The organism is Nocardia sp. NPDC005366, from assembly GCF_040606855.1.
Classification (GTDB): Bacteria; Actinomycetota; Actinomycetes; order Mycobacteriales; family Mycobacteriaceae; genus Nocardia.
In genome coordinates this window covers 40,232-60,751 of the sequence record NZ_JBEXFQ010000006.1, presented here as the reverse complement: position 1 = coordinate 60,751, position 20,520 = coordinate 40,232, and the positions used below count along the sequence as shown (strand labels likewise).

Here is a 20,520-nt window from a genome sequence, read left to right as displayed (position 1 = left end):
AGGGCACGGTTACGGCGCTGGCGCGATACCGGTGATGAGTGTCTTGCCGTCGATGCGCGCGGTGCCGACGGCCTGCGCGTGGTAGGTGAACGCCGCTGCGCCAGGCCGGTATTCGGTGACCACGACCAGGTACTGACCGGCGAACGCGCCGGGGGTGATGCTCACGCAGTGGCTGGTTCCGGCCGGGATGGAGTCGATACCCTGCTGGATCGCGGTCGCGGTGGACACCGACGCGTTCGGGGCGACGACCGAGCGCGCCACCGTGCCCGAGCGGGCGACGTAGTAGGCGTGCTGGAAGGCGAAGATGGCGGCGGGACCGGAATCGACGCCGCCGGCGCCGTTGCCCTGGATGCGGTTGCCGACTCGTTCGGCGGGGCACTGCGCCACCGCCGTACCTCCCGAAGAGGCCGGTACGACAACGATTTCGGTCGCATGGCTGACCGAGTGCGGCGCGGGGGCGCCACGCAGCTGGAAGAATGCCACCCCGAGTACCGCGGCCGCCGCGACCGACCCGGCCAAGGGCATCAGCCAGCGCGGTATCGCCTGCTGACGCGGCGGTCTGCGAGTGGATCGATCGATGAGGCGGGCGAAGGCGTCGTCGGGCAGCCGCTCACGTTCGGGTTCGGGTTTCGGAGCGAAATCGAAATTCGGCAGGTACATCGGCACGGTCGGCGCGTCTGCCATCCAATCCGACCATTCGCCGTCGAATTGCCGGTCCGGCGATGGTGGGAAACCGGGGCGCCGCCCGCGTAGTCCCGGTCGCACGCCCATATCCGGTCGATCCATTTCCCCGCCTCCATCAGGTCCCATCGTCGAGTTCGTTCCCGCATCCGATGCCGCCCCCGGAACGATACTGCCAGTGGGCTGTCCTCGACGTATCTCAGCCACACTCGTATTGATCGGCTCCTCGAAACCGTTCTATCGCAGCCGATTCTAGCCAGCGGCCCGCCGTCATGGCGTGGCGACGCGCTGATGTCGTCGATCAGGCGGATTCGGCGTCCAGTGCCGCGAGCAGTTCGCGCAGGGTTTCGCGCTGGCCGGGGCTGAGGGTGGTGAACAGTTCCGCGGCGGCCTCGCGCCTGGCCCGTACCATCCGGTCGAGGACGGCGGTACCCGCGTCGGTGGGCGTGACCAGGGTGGAACGCCGGTTGCCGGGATCGGGCGTCCTGCTCACCAGTCCAGCGGCCTCCAGCGCGTCCACCACCGTGGTGGCCGAGCGGGGGACGATATCGAGACGTTCGGCCAGCGCGGCCATATGCAGCGGTTGGCTCGCGTGGCCGATGGTGCGCAACGCGCGTGCTTGCGCGGGGGTGAGGCCGAGCGGCGTGAGGCGGGTCATCTGATTGCGGCGGATGCGTTTGGCGGCGCGCAGGAAGAGTTCGGGAAGGTCGGGTTCGGGGCCGCTGTCCATATACTGAGCTTAACTCATTGTTCAGTGGAACAATTATGAGTCATACTCGGTTTCATGAGTTGACATTCGAAAGGAGCCGCCTGTGCAGCCCCCCTCCCAACTTCGCCGGATACTCCGGCTCTTCGGTCCGTATCGCGCCAGGCTGGCGACGGTCGCCGCCCTTGTCGGTCTGTCGTCCGTCGTCGCCCTCGCGTCGCCGTTCATGTTGCGCGCGGTCCTCGATGACGCACTACCGCACGGCCGTACCGGCCTGCTGACCCTCCTGGCCGCGGGCATGGTCGCGGTCGCGGCGCTGACCAGCGTGTTCGGTGTGCTACAGACCTATATCTCCACCGCGGTCGGCCAGGACGTCATGCACGATCTGCGATCCGCGGTCTACGCCCAACTGCAACGGATGCCGCTGGCCTTCTTCACCTCGACCCGAACGGGAGAGGTGCAGTCCAGGATCGCCAACGATATCGGCGGCATGCAATCCACCGTCACCTCCACCGCGACCTCGCTCGTCTCCAATTTCACCACCGTGCTCGCCTCGGTCGTCGCCATGGTCGCGCTGGACTGGCGGCTCACCCTGGTCTCGCTGATGATGCTGCCGCTGTTCGTCTGGATCAGCCGCCGCGTCGGCGACGAACGCCGCAAGATCACCGGGCAACGTCAGCGTCAGCTCGCGTCCATGTCGGCGATCGTGGAGGAATCGCTCTCGGTGAGCGGCATCCTGCTCGGCCGCACCATGGGCCGATCGCCCGCGCTTGTCGAGGATTTCTCGCGGGAATCGCGCGGACTGGTCGATCTGGAGATCCGCGCGAGTATGGCGGGCCGCTGGCGGCAGTCGACCATTCAGATCGTGCTCGCGGCGATGCCTGCGATCATCTACTGGGTGGCAGGGCTGACGAGCGCCACCGGTCATCCGCTGGTCTCGATCGGCACCCTGGTCGCCTTCACCACCTTGCAGGCCGGCCTGCTGCGGCCGATGGTGCAACTGCTCTACACCGGTGTGGAGGTGCAGAGTTCGCTGGCGCTGTTCGGGCGGATCTTCGAATACCTGGATCTGAAGCCGGATATCGAGGAGCCGTCGCACCCGACGCCGCTGGCCGATTCGCGCGGCGAGGTGCGATTGGAGAATGTCGATTTCTCCTACGCTCCCGGTGATCGCGCGGTACTCCACGATATCGATATCACCGTCGAAGCCGGATCGAGCCTCGCCGTCGTCGGGGAGACCGGATCGGGTAAGACGACGCTCGGCTATCTGGTCGCCCGGTTGTACGACGCCACGTCGGGCCGGGTCGCGATCGACGGGATCGACGTGCGGGAACTGTCGTTCGCGGATCTCGCCGCCGCCGTCGGCGTCGTCTCGCAGGAGACCTACCTGTTCCACGCCTCGGTTGCCGACAATCTGCGGTTCGCGAAACCCGACGCCACCGATGCCGAATTGCACTCCGCCGCGCGCGCCGCGCAGATCCACGACCATATCGCCGCCCTGCCCGCCGGCTACGACACCATGGTCGGTGAAAGGGGCTACCGTTTCTCCGGCGGTGAGAAGCAGCGGCTCGCGGTGGCGCGGGCGATCCTGCGCGATCCGCCGATCCTGATCCTGGACGAGGCGACCAGCGCATTGGACACCCACACCGAACGCGAGGTGCAGGCTGCCATCGACGCGCTCTCGCGGGGGCGGACCACGATCACCATCGCCCACCGCCTGTCCACCATTCGCGGCGCGGACCAGATCGTGGTACTCGATCGGGGGCGGATCGCCGAACGCGGCACGCACGAGGAATTGATGCGGGCCGGTGGGCGCTACGCCGAACTGACCGCACGCGACCAGTCGGCGCTCACGGCCGCCTGAGTCGTCGAACGACCCTGCGCGCGAAGAGGATCGGCGTCAGGTGAACGTTCGCCGATCCTGGACCTTCGCCGTCACCAGTGCAGCGTCACCGGGTCGCCGACATTGACGTTCTGGTAATACCAGGCGGCGTCCTCCGGGGAAAGGTTGACGCAGCCGTGGCTGACGTTGGCATAGCCCTGCGAATCCACCGACCAGGGCGCGGAGTGCACGAAAACGCCGCCCCACGTGAGCCTTTCGGCATACTCGCCGTTGATGTAATAGCCCTCGGCGGAATTGAGCGGGATGCCTATGGTGCGGGAATCGAAAACCACCGAGCGGAACTTCTCCAGCACCGGGTAGGTGCCGACCGGCGTCTCCCAGCCCGGCTTGCCGAACGACGCGGGCATGACCCAGATAACCTGACCGCCCATACTGACGGTGAAGGTGTGCGCGGACATATCGCCCTCGGCTACCACGCCTTCATTGGTGCGGAATTCGCTTCGCGCGTCGCCGAATTGCACGGCGATCGGGGAACGCGCGGGCAGGAATCCGGTGGGCGTCCACGTCAATTCCTTGTCGCCGGTCCAGGAATAGGTGCCGCGCAGTGGTTGCGTCGAACTGATGTCGAGCATGCGCTCGGCGCGGGACTTGTCGGCGACGGGAGCGGCGAAACGTACGGTCACAGGATGTGCGATGCCTACTGTCTGACCGGCGGCGGGCGATATCGCCGCGACCGTGTCCGCAGGAGGTTTTCCGATCAGTGTCGCCGCCGCCGCGCCGGACCCGAAGGTGGCCAAGGCGATGACCACGAAAGCGAGGAACATCTGGCGAAATGCACCCCTCATATTTCCACCCCTTTCGAGCGGGTGTGGTAGGGGAAAGCCAGTCTACGCCTTCATGATCAACAGCGTCGAGCCGGGCGTGACAGTCCTGTTTCAGATAGTTGGACGTTGCGTGCGGCCCGCCTCGAACGGTCACCGCACCGACCGGTGTGATCCGGTTCAGCCGCGCACCGCGTGCAGCACGTCCGCGTGCAGGGCGTCGGCGCGGGCGGAGATCTCCTCCACGCGCAGCAGCGTCGGCGCGAAACGGTCGCCGTCCTCGGCGGACAGCGAGGCCACGTTGATCTCGATATTGAGCTGGGAACTGGTGGCGGCGGCGCGGGCCGCGTCGGCGGCGGCGCCGATATCGGTCACCACGTTCGGATTGCCGATCGGCAGCAGTTCGGCGGCCAGCGACAGCACCTCGTCGGCTTCGTCGACCACGGCGGCGGGGACGCGAGCGGCCTCGATCAGCGCCACGGTGATGGCGGCGGCGCGGGCGGCGGCCTCGTCGTCGGTGGTCTTCGGCAGTTTGTAGGCGTCGCCGACCGCGGTGAAGGCGGCGGCGTCGGCGTCGACCAGGGCGAGGGCGCGTTCACGGGCGGCGTCGGCGGCATCGATGATGCGGTCGACGACGGGCCGGTGCTCGGCGTCCTTGGCCCTGGTGGTGTAGCGCGCGACCATCGCGACCAGCGCCGCGCCCTGTGCCGCGTGCAGTGCGGCGACCGCGCCGCCGCCGGGCGCTGGCACCTTCGCGGCCAGCTCGGACAGGTACTGCGCGAGGGAGACCCCGCCGAAGGAGGACGCAGTGTCCTGGGACGACGTGCTTGGCTGCGACACGGGGGTGTTGCCTTTCGTTCTGCGACGCGGACGCGGACGTACCGCTTCAACCTACCGGGTCACCCTCCGAGCGGCCCACGCCAGGAGGTTCGAGTCGTGCCGATGCGGGCTCGGTCCGTAGCTGCGGTTATGTTGATTGCCATGCGGATCGGATTGAGCATCAACTATTCGGGGGGCTTCAAGGAGGCCGCGGCCGAAGTGGCCGATTTGGAGCGCGCCGGACTGGACATCGTGTTCGTTCCCGAGGCGTACTCCTTCGACGCGGTCAGCGCGCTCGGCTACCTCGCGGCCAAGACCGAGCGCCTGCAACTGGCCTCGGGCATCCTGCAGATCTACACCCGTACGCCGAGCCTGACCGCGATGACGGCGGCGGGTCTGGACTTCGTCTCCGACGGTCGTTTCCTGCTCGGCCTCGGCGCTTCCGGACCACAGGTGATCGAGGGCTTCCACGGCGTGCCCTACGACGCGCCGATCGGGCGCACCAGAGAACTCGTGGAGATCTGCCGCAAGGTGTGGCGCCGGGAAAAGCTCGAATACCAGGGCAAGTACTACCAGATCCCGCTGCCCGCCGAGCGCGGCACCGGCCTGGGCAAACCACTCAAACTCATCAACCACCCGGTTCGCGAGCGCATCCCGGTGCTGCTCGCCGCCCTCGGCCCCAAGAACGTGGAACTGGCCGCCGAAATCGCCGAAGGCTGGCAGCCGATCTTCTTCCTGCCCGAGAAGGCGGCGGAGATCTGGGGCGAGTCCATCGCCAAAGGCAAGGCCAAACGCGATCCGATCCTCGGTGACCTTGACGTCTACGCGGGCCCCGCACTGGCCATCGGTGAGAACGTGACGCCGCTGCTGGAATTCGTCAAACCGCATCTCGCCCTCTACATCGGCGGTATGGGCGCGAAGGGCAAGAACTTCTACCACGACCTTGCCACCAGATACGGATACGGCGCGGAAGCCGACCGTATCCAGGAGCTGTACCTGGCAGGTAAGAAGGAAGAAGCCGTCAAGGTCGTGCCCGACCAGTTGGTGCGCGATATCTCGCTGGTCGGCCCCGCGGGTTACGTCAAGGAGCGCATCGCCGCGTTCCGCGAGGCCGGTGTCACCGTGCTGAACGTGGTGCCGATGGCCGCCACCGCCGCCGAACGGGTGAGCCTGATCGAACAACTGCGCGCACTCGTCTGAGCCACGCGCGAAAAACGAGGCCGGTTCCGCCATCGCGGGACCGGCCTCGGTATATCCGGTGGATCAGGAGTCGGGCGCGACGCCCGGTCAGCTGCCTCGCACACCCTCCAACGCCGCCGCCAGCGTGGAATGCAGCGCGAAGACCTGATCCAAGCTGGTCATCTTGAGCTGCCGACTGGTAGCGGGCCCCTCCGCGACGACCGCGATGGTGGTCGCCTCCCCGGCCCGCTGATGGGCGGCGACCAAGGCCGCCATCCCCGCCGAGGCGAGGAAGCTGACCCCGGACAGGTCGATGATCAGGGCGGTGGGTTTAGCGGCGAGAATGCCCTCGATCGCCGTCTCCAGCGCGGACGCCGTCGCCAGGTCGACCTCGCCGGACACCGTCAGCACCGTCGCACCGTCGTGCGTCGCGACGGAGGTGCTCATCGTGTCCGCGAGGGGATACGCGTCTCCGGAAGTGTTGGTCACACCTCAACAACACACAAATCGCGGCAGATTCGCAACTTCGATGTGTTCATAGCGTCAACCATGGCTCGTTTCCGAGGTGGATTGTCCAGTCGGCACTCGTCGTGCCAGCGGGTGGCGCTGTGCGGGTGCGAGGGGATGGGTCTCGCCGGTGAGTACCGAGACCGCCTCGGCCAACTCGACCAACGACGCACGAACGTAGGTGAAGGTGGCCGAGCCGTGACCGGGGTTCCCGATGCTGTGTCCGACGTAGGCGCGCGCGATCGCCAGCCCGAACTCCCGCTCGACCCAGGTCAGGGTGGTGTGGCGGATCCAGTGCGCGCTGACCCCTAGTGCGTCGGCCCATGGCAGATGAGTACGAAAGCGCGTCGAGAGTGTGTCGTATCGGCGGCGCGAGATCGGTCGCCCGTCCCGTGAGCGCAGGGTGCAGCCGCGACAGCACCAGCGCCCCATCCGGCCGCAGCGCCCGCCGCATCTCCCGCAGCGCCGCCACTCTGTCGTCCACATACTCCAGCGCAAGCGCGAACAGCACCAGATCCACCGAGGCATCCGGTACCCAATGCAGCGGCTCGGCCAGATCATGGACCCGGAAATCCCCTTCCGGCAACCGATCCCGGCTCAGCTCCACCATCCGCGGGCTCTGGTCCAGCCCGACCACCCGCGCCCCGCGCGCGAGGAGTTCCTGCGCGTACAGCCCCGGCCCGCAGGCTGCGTCCAGCACGGTGCGGCCCGCCACATCTCCCAGCAATTCCAGGCACGCGGGCCGGTCGTAGTGGGCGTTGTAGAAGCCGTCGCGCGCGTGCGCGAGGAATTCGTCGGCGAACACATCGTATTGGGGTTCCGGTCCCACCCGATCGGTCACCGCGACCAGTCTGTCACGAGTTCTGCAGCACCGAACCATATTTCGAGCTGGTCGGAACGCGCACGAATCGTGGCACCGCGCGATCGACTGGCCTGCGCACACTTTCGGTCCGTGTCCTGGGGAGGCCGTCCAACCGTCCAGAATCATCCGCGCTTCGTCGGACCGCCGGTGCCCGCGGTCAGACTTTCTTGACCACGCTCGACTTGAGTTGCATGGGGCCGATGCCGTCGACCTTGCAGTCGATATCGTGGTCGCCGACACCGTCGACGAGGCGGATATTCCTGACCTTGGTGCCCGCCTTGATGCCGGTGGGGCTGCCCTTGACCTTGAGGCTCTTGATGACGGTGACGGTGTCGCCGTCGGCGAGGACGTTGCCGACGGCGTCCTTGATCACGATCTCGCCGGTTTCCTCGGCGGCCGGTTCCCATTCGTGGGCGCACTCCGGGCAGACCAGCAGCGCGCCCATCTCGTAGGTGTACTGGCTGGAGCAGGCGGGACAGGGCGGCAGGGTGGCGGCCACTGGAACGTCCTTTCGGGGGGCGGTTGTTATGCGGCGGTGAGGAATTCGATGATGACGCGGTTGACTTCGTCCGGTCGTTCCAGGTAGCCGTAGTGCCCGCAGCGTTCGATCTCGACGTATCGGGCGCGGGGTATGGCGGCGGCGACCTCGCGGCCGAAGAAGGTGGGCGTCATCTGGTCGTCGGCGAATCCGATGACCAGGCTGGGTGCGGTGATTCGCGCGTAGTCGGGCAGGCGGTCGCGGGAGCGGTCCATGCCGATCTGGGCCCGGACACCCGGTGTCGGTTTGCCCGTGGTGAACTCGAAGATGTCGAGCCATTCCTGGGCCTTGGCTTCGTCTTTCAGGGTGTGCGGCGAGAGGTTCAGCATCGCCTTGATGGCCGCCGCGTACTGCGGGGGCAGCTGAATTCCTTGGTCGTAGAGGGCTTGTTCGCCGAGGTTGAGGGTGCGCGCCATCGGATGGGGGCGTCCGGCGGCGCCGAGCATGATGGCCTTGCCGACGAGGTCGGGGCGGGCCAGCGCCAATTCCTGCACGACTCTCGCGCCCATCGAATGGCCGACCACGTGGGCGCGGCCACCACCGAGGTGTTCGATCAGCGCGGCGGTGTCGGCGACCAGGTCGTCGATGCCGAAGCCGCCGGCGCATTCGTCCGACGGCGCGATCCCTCGATTGTCCATGGTCGCCACCCGGAATCCGGCCGCGACCAGGGCGGGCACCTGATAGGTGCGCCAGATCCGACCCGGGCTGCCGGTTCCCATGACCAGCACGACGAGCGGACCTGTCCCGGTGACCTCGTAGTTGAGTCGGATCCCGTTGAGGGTGGCGATGGGCATGGTCCTTCTTCCGTGGATCAGCGCGCGCTGTGTGACGAATGGTGGTGTGGAGCTGGGTGAGTCGACGGCGTCGGGTGCGCGTCGACGGATCGATCCGGTGCATGCGGCCGGAACCGGCGTTTACCGGCGGCCGGGTAGTCGCAGCACGATACGGGACCGTTGTCAGTCGGCGCCAGTGGCGTCGAAGGGCTTGCCGGTGCCGACGACGGTCAACGTGCGCGCATCGCAGCGGGGGCAGGCCGCGGTCCCCGGCGTCAGTGCTGAGGTCCTGCAGAGGAGGCCGCAGTCCGGGCACCGCAGGATCCGCCCGCGAAACTTGCTGATCGGGGTCACACGCATCGGTCCACCTCCTTATTTAGTTGCTAATCTTAGCAAGCACGTAGCATAGGGGCAGTTCGGCTCAGGCGCGGCCGTGTCGGCGTTCGTAGGCGAGGCGTTCGGCCTCGGCGCGGCTCTTGGCGCGGGCGTCGGCGAGTTCGGGGTCGAGTCCGTGTGTGATCAGCCGGTTGCGCCGGTAGACGTTGGTCAGCGCCACCGTGAAATAGATCAGCGGCAGATAGAGCAGGGCCATCATCGCCAGACCCATCCAGATCGGCCCCGGTACCAGCAGGAACAACATGAGTACCGGGATGATGGGGATCAGGATCCGCATCAGATATCGGCGGGTTGCGCCGGGTCCGGTGAGGTCCTCGCGCACCCACTGCGTCAGCGACGCGGGCAGCGTGCGCCCGCAGGCGTAGCCGATCCGCTGAGCCAGGGTCGGGGTCGCGCGTTCGGTCATCGGTGCGACATTCCGGCTGAGCGCGTGGACCTGCGCGGCTGCCGTGCCGGGGTGGTGTGGAATGGCGCGATCAACGATGTCCTCCCTGGTTGCTAAACTTCGCAATCAATATATCGGGTGGCGTGGCCGCGTGACCGCAGTGGGCATGATCACCCGGCTTGCCCCTGGTCAACTGATTGCATAATTTCTAAACTAAATACGTAGCGAGTTAGAAGGAGAACGCTTGTGACCGACCGCTCCGCGTCCACCCTGGCCCCCTCGGCCCCGACCGATCACGCGGGCATCACCGCGTGGGTCGAGGACGTCGCCGAGCTGACCGCGCCGGATCGCATCGTCTGGTGCGACGGATCCCGGCCGGAGTGGGACCGGCTCACCGCGGAGCTCGTCGCGAAGGGCACCTTCGTTCCGCTCGCCGGTAAACCGAATTCGTTCTGGTGTGTCTCCGATCCCGATGATGTGGCTCGGGTGGAGGACCGGACCTTCATCTGCTCGGAATCCCGGCTCGATGCCGGTCCGACGAACAACTGGGTCGACCCGGTCGATATGCGCACGGTGATGACCGAGCACTACCGCGGGGCCATGGCGGGCCGGACCATGTATGTGATCGCGTTCTGCATGGGCCCGTTGGATGCCGCCGAGCCGAAATTCGGTGTGCAGATCACCGATTCGGAGTATGTCGCGGCATCGATGCAGATCATGACCCGCTCCGGCGCCCCGGTGTGGGAGAAGCTGACCGCCGGTGCCGATTTCGTGCAGTGCCTGCACTCGGTGGGCTCGCCGCTTGCCCCGGGCGCCGCCGACCTGCCGTGGCCGTGCGACAAGACGAAGTACATCGCGCATTTCCCGGAGTCGCGCACCGTCTGGAGCTACGGCTCCGGCTACGGCGGCAACGCGCTGCTCGGCAAGAAGTGCTTCGCGCTGCGGATCGCCTCGGTGCTCGGCCGCGACGAAGGCTGGCTGGCCGAGCACATGCTCATCCTCAAACTCACCTCTCCGCAACAGAAGGTGCACTACATCGCCGCGGCGTTCCCGTCCTCGTGCGGCAAGACCAACCTCGCGATGCTCGAACCGGCACTCGCCGGATGGAAAGCCGAGACGGTCGGCGACGATATCGCCTGGATGCGTTTCGGCGCGGATGGTCGCCTCTACGCGGTGAATCCGGAAGCCGGTTTCTTCGGTGTCGCACCGGGTACCGGCGCCGAGACCAATCCGAACGCGATCGCGACCATCGAACGCGGCAACTCGATCTTCACCAATACCGCGCTCACCGACGACGGTGACGTGTGGTGGGAGGGCCTCACCGATCAACCGCCCGCCCACCTCACCGACTGGCGCGGTCAGAGCTGGACCCCGGCGTCGGACACACCAGCGGCACACCCGAATTCGCGTTACTGCACGCCGATCGAGCAGTGCCCGTCGGTGGCCCCGGAATGGAACGATCCGGCCGGAGTGCCGATCTCGGCGATCTTCTTCGGCGGTCGCCGCGCCACGACGGTGCCGCTGATCTCGGAATCCTTCGACTGGAAACACGGTGTCTTCGTGGCATCGACGCTGTCCTCGGAGACCACCGCCGCGGCGGCGGGCAAGGTCGGCGTGGTGCGCCGTGACCCGATGGCGATGCTGCCTTTCCTCGGCTACCACGTCGGGGACTACTTCGCGCATTGGCTGTCACTCGGCGCGGGCGCCGATGCGGCGAAGCTGCCGAAGATCTTCCAGGTGAACTGGTTCCGTCGCGGTGCGGACGGGAAGTTCCTGTGGCCCGGCTTCGGGGATAACGTGCGCGTACTGAAGTGGGCGCTGGACCGTATCGAGGGCACCGCGCCGTCCGAGTGGACTCCGGTCGGACGCGTCCCGAGTGTCGATGCGCTCGATCTCACCGGTCTCGGCGACGACGAGCGCTCGCTGGTCGAGGCGGCGCTGGCGGTCGATGTGCAGGAGTGGGTGGCCGAAACCCGATCCATCGACGAGTGGTACGCCACCATCGGCGGCAACCGGCTGCCCGAAGAGCTGCGTGAGCAGCTCGCCGCGCTCAAACTCCGCCTCATCGGCAAACGCTGATCATGCGGACGTTGCTGCCGACCTGGTCGGAATGGAAGCCCGCGTTCCGCGCTCCCGGCGCGGACCTGATGGCCGGTCTGGTCGTCGCGTTGGTGGCGCTGCCGCTTGCACTCGGCTTCGGCATCAGTTCGGGGCTCGGCGCGGCCGCGGGTCTGGCCACCGCGATCATCGCCGGTGTCGTGGCCGCGATCTTCGGCGGGTCGCGGTTCCAGGTGTCGGGACCGACCGGCGCGATGACCGTGGTGCTCGTGCCGATCGTGGCCGCGCACGGCGCGACCGGGGTACTCGCGGTCGGGCTGATGGCGGGAATCGTGCTGGTGGCGCTCGCGTTCGCCGGTGTCGGACGTGCGGTGCGTTATATGCCCGCCCCGGTGATCGAGGGGTTCACCGCGGGGATCGCGGTCGTGATCGCGCTGCAACAGTTCCCGTCCGCGCTCGGCATCGCCCATGCCGAGGGCGAGAAGGTGTGGCAGTCGGCGTTCGATGCCGTGCGTCGCTTCATCGACGCGCCGAGCGTCGCGACACCGGTTACCGCGCTGGTGGTGGCCGTGGTCATCCTGATCGGCGGACGCTATCTGCCGAAGCTGCCGTTCGCGCTGATCGCGGTTGCCGTCGCCACGGGTGCCGCGGCGCTGTTCGACATGGACCTCACGCGCATCGGCACCATCCCATCGGGGCTGGCGGCGCCGTCGCTGAGTTTCCTGCATCCGAACGAGCTGGGTTCGCTGATCGGACCCGCGCTCGCGGTGGCCGCGTTGGCCGCGCTCGAATCGCTGCTCTCGGCCACCGCCGCGGATTCGATGTGCGTCGGCACTCGGCACAACCCGGACCGGGAGCTACTCGGCCAGGGCCTGGCCAATATCGCGGCACCGCTGTTCGGTGGCGTGCCCGCCACCGGTGCGATCGCCCGCACCGCGGTCAATGTCCGTTCCGGTGCGCGCACCCGGTTGGCCGCGCTCACCCACGCGGTGCTGCTCGCCGCGATCATCTATCTGGCCGCGCCGCTCGTCGCGGACATTCCGCTGGCCGCTCTCGCGGGCGTGCTGCTGGCGACCACGGTGCGCATGGTGGAAACCGCCGCGCTGATCGCGATCGCCAGGGCGTCCCGCGCCGACGCGATCATCATGCTCGTCACCTTCGCCGTCACCGTCGCGCTCGACCTGGTCACCGCCGTCGCGGTCGGTGTCGGCATCGCTGTCGCGCTCGCCTTGCGATCGGTGGCTCGCGAGGCCAGGCTCGAACAGGTTCCCCTCGACGAAAGCGACCATCTCGCAGAGGAACACGACCTACTGCGTGACCACATCGTCGCCTACCGCATCGACGGACCGCTGTTCTTCGCCGCCGCGCACCGGTTCCTGCTCGAGCTGGCCGAGGTCGCCGATGTGAAGGTCGTCATTCTGCGCATGTCCAAGATCACCGCATTGGACACCACCGGCGCACTGGTCCTCAAGGACGCCATCAGCAAGCTGGAGCACCGTCACATCACCGTGCTGCTGTCCGGACTGCGGGCCGACCATCAGCGACGCCTCACCGCCATCGGCGCGCTACCGGCGGGCGGCAGCGAAAGCGTGTTCGCGAATACTCGCGAGGCGATCGACCACGCCCGCCGTTACCTGCCGCTGAGCGGCCCTCCCATCACCCGCAGGCCGCTCACGGCCGAAACCGACACTCCCGCGATCACCGAGGTTCGAGAGCAAGCGCTCACCCAGATTCCGGGCTGAGTCCGGGGCGCGTGCAGGGTGGCACGCGGCGACACCCAATGCATGGTTGCTTATCTTCGCAATCAAAGAGATTACTGGGGCATTCTCTGGTAGACCTCTAGTCGTGGGCGATGTGGATACTCGACCCGGCAGCCGGTAGAGCCGATGGGTTGGGTGCGCAAGATTCTGCGGGTCGGCCGGGTGGCCGAACCGCGACCGGCGGCGCCCACGACCGCCGATGTTCCCGCCGCCGTTCGTGGTTCGCTGCAGATCCGCCATGTCGACGCGGGCTCGTGTAACGGCTGCGAGGTCGAGATATCGGGCGCGTTCGGGCCGGTATACGACGTGGAACGCTATGGTGCGCGGTTGGTGGCTTCCCCGCGTCACGCCGACGCGCTGCTGGTGACCGGCGTGGTCACCAGGAATATGGCCGAACCGCTGCGGCGGACTCTCGGCGCGACACCGCAGCCGCGGCTGGTGATCGCCTGTGGTGACTGCGCCCTGAATCGTGGCGTGTTCGCCGACGCCTACGGTGTGGTCGGCGCGGTCGGTGACGTAGTTGATGTCGATGTCGAGATCCCCGGTTGCCCGCCGTCGCCGGACCGCATCGTCGCCGCATTGCGTTCGGTGACCGGACGGTGACCACCACCACCGCCGCCATCGCACCGGCCGCGGAAATCCCGGTGCGCCGCAACGCTGTTCACGCGGTCATCGCTGGAATCGCGACCGCGGCACTGGGTGTTGCGGGCGTGGTGGCGGGGTTGGCCGCGGTGTTCGGCGCCGTGGGGTCGGTGTCGGTCGGCTGGCTGCTGCCGCTGTCGGGGGTGTATTTCGACCTCGACCGGGTCGGCGGGTTCTTCATGGCATTGATCGGCGCGGTGGCGGTGCCGGTCGGTGGTTATGCGGTCGGCTATGCGCGGCACGCGCATCTGGGCCGATTGCCGCTGTCGGTGTTGCCCGCGTTCGTGGCGGCGATGCTGCTGGTGCCCGCCTCCGGATCGGTGACGACGTTTCTGCTGATGTGGGAATTGATGGCCACCGCCTCGCTGATCCTGGTGCTGGCCGAGCATCGGCGACCGGAAGTGCGGTCGGCGGGAGTGTTCTACGCGGTGATGACCCAGCTCGGGTTCGTCGCCATTCTGATCGGGCTGCTGATCGCCGCCGCGGCCGCCGGTGGCGCGGACCGGTTCGGCGAGTTCACGGAGCTGCCGCAGGGAACACGCGATGTCGTGTTCGTGCTCACGGTCGCCGGGTTCGGATCCAAGGCCGGGCTGGTGCCGTTGCACGCGTGGCTGCCGCGCGCGCATCCGGAGGCGCCGAGCCCGGTGTCGGCGCTCATGAGCGCGGCGATGGTGAACCTCGGCATCTACGGCATCATCCGATTCGACCTGCAGCTTTTCGGGCCCGCGCCGGGCTGGTGGGGTTCGGCGCTGCTCGTGCTCGGCGGGATAACCGCGCTCTACGGTGTCCTGCAGGCGTCGGTGGCAACGGATCTCAAACGGCTGCTGGCCTTTTCGACTACCGAGAACATGGGCTTGATCGTGCTGGCGCTCGGCGCGGCTATCCTGCTCGCCGATGTCGGCGCTGCCGCGGCGGCCACCGTGGCGATGGCGGCGGCGTTGCTGCATCTGGTGGCGCACGCGGCGTTCAAGTGTCTCGGATTTCTGGCGGCGGGATCGGTGCTCGCCGCGACCGGACTGCGCGATCTCGATCGCCTCGGCGGGCTGGCGCGGCGAATGCCGGTGACCACGGCGATGTTCGGTATCGCGGCATTGGGCGCGTCCGGATTGCCGCTGGGAGCGGGGTTCGTCAGCGAATGGCTGATCGTGCAGTCGCTGATTCACTCCGGCCGCCATGCGGATCCGGTGGTGGCGCTGGCCGCGCCGCTGGCGGTCGGCGCGGTCGCGTTGACCACCGGTCTCGGTGTCGCGGCGATGGTCAAGGCTTTCGGGGTCGGGTTCCTGGCCCGTCCCCGGTCCCGCGACGCCGCCGACGCCAGCGAGGCTCCCGCGTCGATGCTCGCCGCGATGACGCTCGCGGCGAGCGCGTGTCTGGCGCTCGGGCTCGCCCCGCTGATGTTCGGTCCGCTCCTGCGGCGGGTCCTCGCCGTCCTGGCGCCCTCGCGCGGTGTCGATTTCACCGGTCTGGCTCTGACGGTGCGGCTGCCCGGACTGTCGGGGTCGATCGCGCCGACGGTGATCGCGGTCGCGCTGATCGTGGCGATTGTCACCGCACTCGGGGTGACCAGATGGCGGGCCCGGCGCCGGCCCGCGCCGCGGGTGCTGCCGTTGTGGGCGTGCGGCGCGGAGCAGCCGAACGCGCGCATGCAGTACACGGCGACCTCCTTCGCCGAGCCGATGCAGCGCGTCTTCGACGACGTGCTGCGCCCGGACACCGATATCGAGATCACCCCGCACGCCGAATCCCGGTATCTGGTGGACTCGGTCGCCTACCGCGCCCGCGTCACCGACACCATCGAGGAGCGGCTGTATCGTCCCGTGATTCGCACGGTCCGGCGGGCGGCGTCGATGGTGGCCCGCGCGCATACCGGCAGTGTGCACCTGTATCTGGCCTATGGCGCGGTCGGTGTGCTGATCGCGTTGGTGGTGGCGCGATGAACGTCATGTCCTGTGCGGCCGGGGCCGTCCAGATCGGCGGTGTGATGGTCGGCGCCCCGCTGGTACTCGGGGCGATGCGCCGGGTACGCGCGCGCATGGAAGGCCGCGAGGGGGCGGGGATCACCCAACCGTGGCGAGATCTGCGCAAGCAACTGAGCAAACAGTCGATCACCCCGGAAGGGACCACGGTCGTATTCGCCGCCGCCCCCGCGGTTCTCGCGGGCACGTCATTGCTGATCGCCGCGATCGCGCCACTGGTCGCCACCGGGTCGCCCCTCGACGGGGCAGCCGATCTGTTCGCGGTGGTCGGTCTGCTGTTCCTCGGCACCGTCGCGTCGACGTTGGCGGGCCTCGACACCGGCACCGCGTTCGGCGGAATGGGCGCGAGCCGGGAGACCGTGATCGCGGCGCTGGTTGAGCCGACCATCCTGCTGTCGGTGTTCGCGCTGTCCATTCCAGCGGGGTCGTCGAATCTCGGTGCGCTGGTGGCGAATACGCTCGACCACCCGGACCGGGTCGCGTCGCTGGCCGGAGTGTTGGCCGCGGCGGCGCTGGTGATCGTGATCATCGCCGAGACCGGTCGGCTGCCGGTCGACAATCCGTCGACCCATCTGGAGTTGACGATGGTGCACGAGGCGATGGTGCTCGAATACGCCGGTCCGCGGTTGGCGTTGGTGGAATGGGCCGGTGCGATGCGGCTGACCGTCCTGTTGGCGTTGCTGTCGAATCTGTTCCTGCCGTGGGGGATCGCGGGGGCGGCCCCGACCGCGCTCGGTGTCGGTGTCGGCCTCGCCGCGCTCGTGGTGAAGGTCGCGGTGCTGGCGGTGCTGCTGGCGGGCGCTGAGGTGTTCCTCGCGAAGCTGCGGCTGTTCCGGGTACCCGAACTCCTGGCCGGGTCGTTCCTGCTGGCTTTGCTGGCGGTCACGGCCGCGAACTTCTTCACCCCGCGTGGGTGAGCGTGTTGATGCGGATGGAGGGAGCGCTGTGACCCATACCGGCTACGTGAGCGTGCTCGACTTCGCCGCGGGCGGACTGCTGCTGGCCGCGGTATTGGTGGTGTGGCGCCGTGACCTCGGCGCCATCGCCCGCCTGCTCGCCGCGCAAGGCGTCGCGCTGGCGGCGATTCCGATCACCCAGGGGGTGTACGACGGGGACGTCGCCCTGCTGATCGTCGGTGTCGTGGTGCTGGTGTTGCGGGCGGGCGTGCTCCCCGCGTTGTTGGCGCGCGCCGCGGGGGCCGAGCGCCGCGAGTACCGCGAGGCCACCCCGCTGGTGAACACCGCCTCCTCCCTGCTCGTCGCGGCCGGGCTGACCGTTGTCGCGTTCGCGGTGACGCGCCCGCTCGCCGAGCTGGAACCGGGACCGGGGACCGACGCGGCGCCCGCCGCGTTCGCTGTCGTGCTGATCGCGTTGTTCGTGATGGCCACGCGCCGTCACGCGATCTCCCAGGCCGCCGGATTCCTCATGCTCGACAACGGGGTCGCGGCGACGGCGTTCCTGCTCACCGCCGGGGTTCCGCTGATCGTCGAACTCGGTGTCTCCCTTGATGTGTTCTTCGCGGTCGCGGTCATCGGCGTACTGACCGGACGACTGCGGCGCGCTTTCGGTGGGGCCGACCTCGACCAGTTGCGGGAGTTGCACGACTGATGACCGCACTGGTACTGATCGCGATCCTCGCGCCCGTCACCGCCTCGGTGACCGGCGCCATCGCCGGATGGCGCCGCGCCACCGCACTGGTCACCGTGCTCGCCGCGCTCACCGTGCTCGGCTGCGCCGCCGCGCTCGGCGCGGACCTCGCAGGCGCCGAACACCTGCTGCTCGGTGGGTTGTTGCGGGCCGACGCCCTGTCGGTGACGATGCTGACCGTTATCGGTGTCGTCGGCACCCTGGCGACCTGGGCGGGCATCGGCTACATCGACGCCGAACTCGCGCACGCTCACACCGACCGGCACGGCGCGAGAATCTACGCGGGGCTGGTTCCGGCGTTCCTGGCCGCGATGGTGCTCGCGGTGTGCGCCAACAACATCGGTGTCGTCTGGGTCGCGGTGGAGGCGACCACGATCGCCACCGCGTTCCTCGTCGGGCACCGACGCACCACATCCGCGCTCGAGGCGACCTGGAAGTACGTCGTGATCTGCTCGGTCGGGATCGTGGTCGCCTTCCTGGGCACGGTGCTGCTCTATTTCGCGGCGCGCCACGCGGGCGCGCCCGCCGAACATGCCCTCGAGCTCGATGTCCTGCTCGCCCACGCGGGTGATCTCGATCCGGCTGTCACCCGCCTGGCCGGTGCGCTCCTGCTGATCGGATACGGCGCCAAGGTCGGGCTGGTGCCGTTTCACACCTGGCTCGCCGACGCGCACAGCCAAGCGCCCGCCCCGGTGTCGGCGTTGATGAGCGGTGTGTTGCTGGCGGTGGCCTTCTCTGTGCTGCTGCGAGTGAAATCGATCGTGGACATCGCGGCCGGTCCCGGTTACCTTCGCGCGGGATTGCTGATCGTCGGACTACTCACCCTGCTCGTCGCCGCGCTGATGCTCACCGTGACGGGGGACGTCAAACGGATGTTGGCGTACTCCTCCATGGAGAACATGGGGCTGATCGCGCTCGCCGCCGCCGCTGGGACCGAACTCGCCATCGCCGCGTTGCTGTTGCACGTGCTTGCCCACGGCATCGGCAAGACCGTGCTGTTCCTGGCCACCGGGCCGGTGCAAGCCGCGCACGAGTCCACCGCGATCGCCGCGATCACGGGTGTGGCGGCGCGCTCGCGGCTGATCGGCACCGCGTTCACCGTGGGAATGGTCGGACTGCTCGGCCTGCCGCCGTTCGCGCTGTTCGCCAGCGAACTCGCGCTCGCCCGCGCACTCACCGACGCGCGACTGGCCTGGGCGCTCGGTATCGCCCTTGTGCTGATCGCGATCGCGTTCGCCGCGCTGGTCGGCAACGCGACAACGATTCTGCTCGGCTCCCCACCCGCCGCCGCGCCCGCGATCACCGTCCCGGCGACCACGGCGGCCGCATTGATCGTCGGCGTCGTCGCCTCGACCGTCCTCGGTGTCACCGCTGGACCTTTCACCGATCTGTTCACCACCGCCGCGAACCAGGTGAGCGGACGATGACCGACCACGAACGGACCCGCCGCGTTATCTCCGGCGACGAATTGGCCGATGCCGCAGAGGAACTCCTCGACGCGGGCTTCCGGCTGGCGCTGACCGCCGCGCACGACGACGGGCCGGTATTGCGGGTGGTGTACCTGTTCCTGGCCGGTCGGCCAGACCGCCGCATCGAGCTGGAATGCTCGATGCCCGCCGCCGATCCGGCCCTGCGGTCACTGGCCTACTTGTCGTTCCCCGCCGGTCGTTTCGAACGGGAGATGGCGGACCTGTACGGGATCCGGCTGATCGGGCATCCGCGGCCACGCAGGCTGGTGCGGCACGCGCACTGGCCGCAGGACTGGCACCCCATGCGCGCCGACGCGGGTGATATGCCCGACTTCGGCGGCTCCGGTGAGCTGCGATTCCTGACCGTCGCTGGCACCGGGGTCTACGAGATCCCGGTCGGGCCCGTGCACGCCGGGCTGATCGAACCGGGCCACTTCCGGTTCTCGGTGGTCGGGGAGACGATCGTTCGACTCAAAGCGCGACTGTGGTACGTGCACCGCGGGATCGAGCGGTTGTTCCACGGCCGACCGGCCGCCGGTGCGGTGGAACTCGCCGAACGGATCAGCGGTGACACCTCGGCAGCGCACGCGCTCGCACACAGCCTCGCCGTCGAGGAAGCCTGCGGCATCGGCCTCCCCGACGAGGTGCACCGGATGCGGGCGATGCTCGTCGAGCTGGAACGTCTCTACAACCACGCCGCCGATCTCGGCGCGCTCGCCAACGATGTCGGCTTCGGCCTCGCGAACTCCCACGCCCAGCGGATCCGCGAACAATTGCTGCGAACGAATGCCGCTGTCACCGGGCACCGGCTGCTGCGCGGCGCGATTCGCCCCGGCGGGGTTGTCCTGCGAGCGCTTCCCGATCCTCGACAACTGGATGCGATTGCCGCCGATCTCGCCGAGATAGCTCAGCTGACATTGGGGAACGCGGGGATCTACGACCGATTCGCCGGCACGGGGGTGCTCGCCGCCGACGATGCCCGCGCGCTCGGTTGCCTCGGCTACCCCGCCCGTGCCAGCGGCGTCGCGACCGACGCCCGCGTCGAGCACCCCACCGTCGAACTGCCGGTGACCGAGGTCGGCGCCACCGGCGGTGACGTGTTGGCCCGCTACCTCGTGCGCCGCGACGAGTTCGCCGCCTCGACCGCGCTCGTGGTCGGACTTGTCGAAAACCACACCGGGCCGCTGCGATTCAGCGAGGACCGCACGAATGTTCATCGGGCGGGCAGCGGCGTCGGCATCGTCGAAGGCTGGCGCGGCACCATCGTGCACCGGGTGGAACTCGGCGACGACGGGAGGATCACCCGCGCCAAGATCGTCGATCCGTCCTGGTTCAACTGGCCCGCTCTACCCGTCGCGATGGCCGATACGATCGTCCCGGACTTCCCTTTGGTGAACAAGAGCTTCGATCTTTCCTACGCGGGCAACGATCTGTAGCCGAGCGTGCTGTCCGCGATCG

At 68.2% G+C, this 20,520-nt stretch carries 19 protein-coding genes; 10 read left to right on the top strand and 9 right to left on the bottom strand.

Annotated features, from left to right (window positions below; genetic code table 11):
• Nucleotides 1–9: 9 nt before the first annotated feature.
• Together ABZS43_RS09035 and ABZS43_RS09030 are read right to left on the bottom strand one after the other, a co-directional pair.
• Nucleotides 10–786: a hypothetical protein gene (locus ABZS43_RS09035; RefSeq protein ID WP_355035287.1), complete on the bottom strand. Its 777-nt coding sequence runs from the start codon at nucleotides 784–786 to the stop codon at nucleotides 10–12.
• Between the two features lie 196 nt (nucleotides 787–982).
• Complete coding sequence (locus ABZS43_RS09030; RefSeq protein ID WP_355035286.1) at nucleotides 983–1,411, bottom strand: MarR family transcriptional regulator; 429 nt, start codon at nucleotides 1,409–1,411, stop codon at nucleotides 983–985.
• Between the two features lie 82 nt (nucleotides 1,412–1,493).
• Here ABZS43_RS09030 and ABZS43_RS09025 point away from each other — a divergent pair, with 82 nt between their 5' ends.
• A complete protein-coding gene (locus ABZS43_RS09025; RefSeq protein WP_355035285.1) occupies nucleotides 1,494–3,251 on the top strand; it encodes an ABC transporter ATP-binding protein in 1,758 nt (585 codons plus the stop codon).
• Nucleotides 3,252–3,322: 71 nt separating this feature from the next.
• Here the strand turns inward: ABZS43_RS09025 and ABZS43_RS09020 are convergent, their stop codons facing one another.
• Both ABZS43_RS09020 and ABZS43_RS09015 read right to left on the bottom strand, forming a co-directional pair.
• A complete protein-coding gene (locus ABZS43_RS09020; RefSeq protein WP_355035284.1) occupies nucleotides 3,323–4,075 on the bottom strand; it encodes a L,D-transpeptidase in 753 nt (250 codons plus the stop codon).
• Between the two features lie 156 nt (nucleotides 4,076–4,231).
• On the bottom strand, nucleotides 4,232–4,891 hold the full coding sequence (locus ABZS43_RS09015) for a cyclodeaminase/cyclohydrolase family protein (protein ID WP_355035283.1): 660 nt from the start codon (nucleotides 4,889–4,891) through the stop codon (nucleotides 4,232–4,234).
• Between the two features lie 141 nt (nucleotides 4,892–5,032).
• On the opposite strand from ABZS43_RS09015, the gene ABZS43_RS09010 reads away from it, so the two are divergent.
• Entirely contained in the window at nucleotides 5,033–6,070 is a 1,038-nt protein-coding gene (locus tag ABZS43_RS09010; protein ID WP_355035282.1) for an LLM class F420-dependent oxidoreductase, read from the top strand.
• 87 nt (nucleotides 6,071–6,157) lie between these two features.
• On the opposite strand, the gene ABZS43_RS09005 is transcribed toward ABZS43_RS09010, so the two are convergent.
• The 5 genes from ABZS43_RS09005 to ABZS43_RS08985 all read right to left on the bottom strand — a co-directional run bounded on the left by ABZS43_RS09005 (nucleotide 6,158) and on the right by ABZS43_RS08985 (nucleotide 9,531).
• Entirely contained in the window at nucleotides 6,158–6,496 is a 339-nt protein-coding gene (locus ABZS43_RS09005) for an STAS domain-containing protein (RefSeq protein WP_355035281.1), read from the bottom strand.
• An 88-nt stretch (nucleotides 6,497–6,584) separates the two neighbouring features.
• Entirely contained in the window at nucleotides 6,585–7,397 is an 813-nt protein-coding gene (locus tag ABZS43_RS09000) for a class I SAM-dependent methyltransferase (protein WP_355035280.1), read from the bottom strand.
• A 178-nt stretch (nucleotides 7,398–7,575) separates the two neighbouring features.
• The gene (locus tag ABZS43_RS08995) at nucleotides 7,576–7,917 is read right to left on the bottom strand and encodes a zinc ribbon domain-containing protein YjdM (protein WP_355035279.1); all 342 of its coding nucleotides are present in this window, start codon (nucleotides 7,915–7,917) and stop codon (nucleotides 7,576–7,578) included.
• A 26-nt stretch (nucleotides 7,918–7,943) separates the two neighbouring features.
• The gene (locus ABZS43_RS08990; RefSeq protein WP_355035278.1) at nucleotides 7,944–8,750 is read right to left on the bottom strand and encodes an alpha/beta hydrolase; all 807 of its coding nucleotides are present in this window, start codon (nucleotides 8,748–8,750) and stop codon (nucleotides 7,944–7,946) included.
• Between the two features lie 400 nt (nucleotides 8,751–9,150).
• Nucleotides 9,151–9,531 carry a DUF5313 family protein gene (locus ABZS43_RS08985; protein ID WP_355035277.1) on the bottom strand — a complete coding sequence of 127 codons (381 nt, stop codon included), beginning with the start codon at nucleotides 9,529–9,531 and terminating at the stop codon, nucleotides 9,151–9,153.
• Between the two features lie 225 nt (nucleotides 9,532–9,756).
• Here ABZS43_RS08985 and ABZS43_RS08980 point away from each other — a divergent pair, with 225 nt between their 5' ends.
• The 8 genes from ABZS43_RS08980 to ABZS43_RS08945 all read left to right on the top strand — a co-directional run bounded on the left by ABZS43_RS08980 (nucleotide 9,757) and on the right by ABZS43_RS08945 (nucleotide 20,498).
• Entirely contained in the window at nucleotides 9,757–11,589 is a 1,833-nt protein-coding gene (locus tag ABZS43_RS08980) for a phosphoenolpyruvate carboxykinase (GTP) (protein WP_355035276.1), read from the top strand.
• A 2-nt stretch (nucleotides 11,590–11,591) separates the two neighbouring features.
• Nucleotides 11,592–13,310 (top strand): SulP family inorganic anion transporter, encoded by a 1,719-nt coding sequence (locus ABZS43_RS08975; RefSeq protein WP_355035275.1) that lies wholly within the window; start codon nucleotides 11,592–11,594, stop codon nucleotides 13,308–13,310.
• A 144-nt stretch (nucleotides 13,311–13,454) separates the two neighbouring features.
• Complete coding sequence (locus tag ABZS43_RS08970) at nucleotides 13,455–13,931, top strand: oxidoreductase (RefSeq protein ID WP_355035274.1); 477 nt, start codon at nucleotides 13,455–13,457, stop codon at nucleotides 13,929–13,931.
• A 41-nt stretch (nucleotides 13,932–13,972) separates the two neighbouring features.
• Nucleotides 13,973–15,907 (top strand): proton-conducting transporter membrane subunit, encoded by a 1,935-nt coding sequence (locus tag ABZS43_RS08965; RefSeq protein WP_355035504.1) that lies wholly within the window; start codon nucleotides 13,973–13,975, stop codon nucleotides 15,905–15,907.
• A gap of 5 nt (nucleotides 15,908–15,912) precedes the next feature.
• Nucleotides 15,913–16,863, top strand: a complete 951-nt coding sequence (locus tag ABZS43_RS08960) for an NADH-quinone oxidoreductase subunit H (RefSeq protein ID WP_355035503.1) — start codon at nucleotides 15,913–15,915, stop codon at nucleotides 16,861–16,863.
• A gap of 28 nt (nucleotides 16,864–16,891) precedes the next feature.
• Nucleotides 16,892–17,554 carry a hypothetical protein gene (locus tag ABZS43_RS08955; RefSeq protein ID WP_355035273.1) on the top strand — a complete coding sequence of 221 codons (663 nt, stop codon included), beginning with the start codon at nucleotides 16,892–16,894 and terminating at the stop codon, nucleotides 17,552–17,554.
• Entirely contained in the window at nucleotides 17,554–19,020 is a 1,467-nt protein-coding gene (locus ABZS43_RS08950) for a proton-conducting transporter membrane subunit (protein WP_355035272.1), read from the top strand. Before ABZS43_RS08955 ends, ABZS43_RS08950 begins: the two co-directional genes overlap by 1 nt.
• Complete coding sequence (locus tag ABZS43_RS08945) at nucleotides 19,017–20,498, top strand: NADH-quinone oxidoreductase subunit C (protein ID WP_355035271.1); 1,482 nt, start codon at nucleotides 19,017–19,019, stop codon at nucleotides 20,496–20,498. The genes ABZS43_RS08950 and ABZS43_RS08945 overlap by 4 nt, the downstream gene beginning before the upstream one ends.
• The last annotated feature ends 22 nt before the right edge of the window (nucleotides 20,499–20,520 follow it).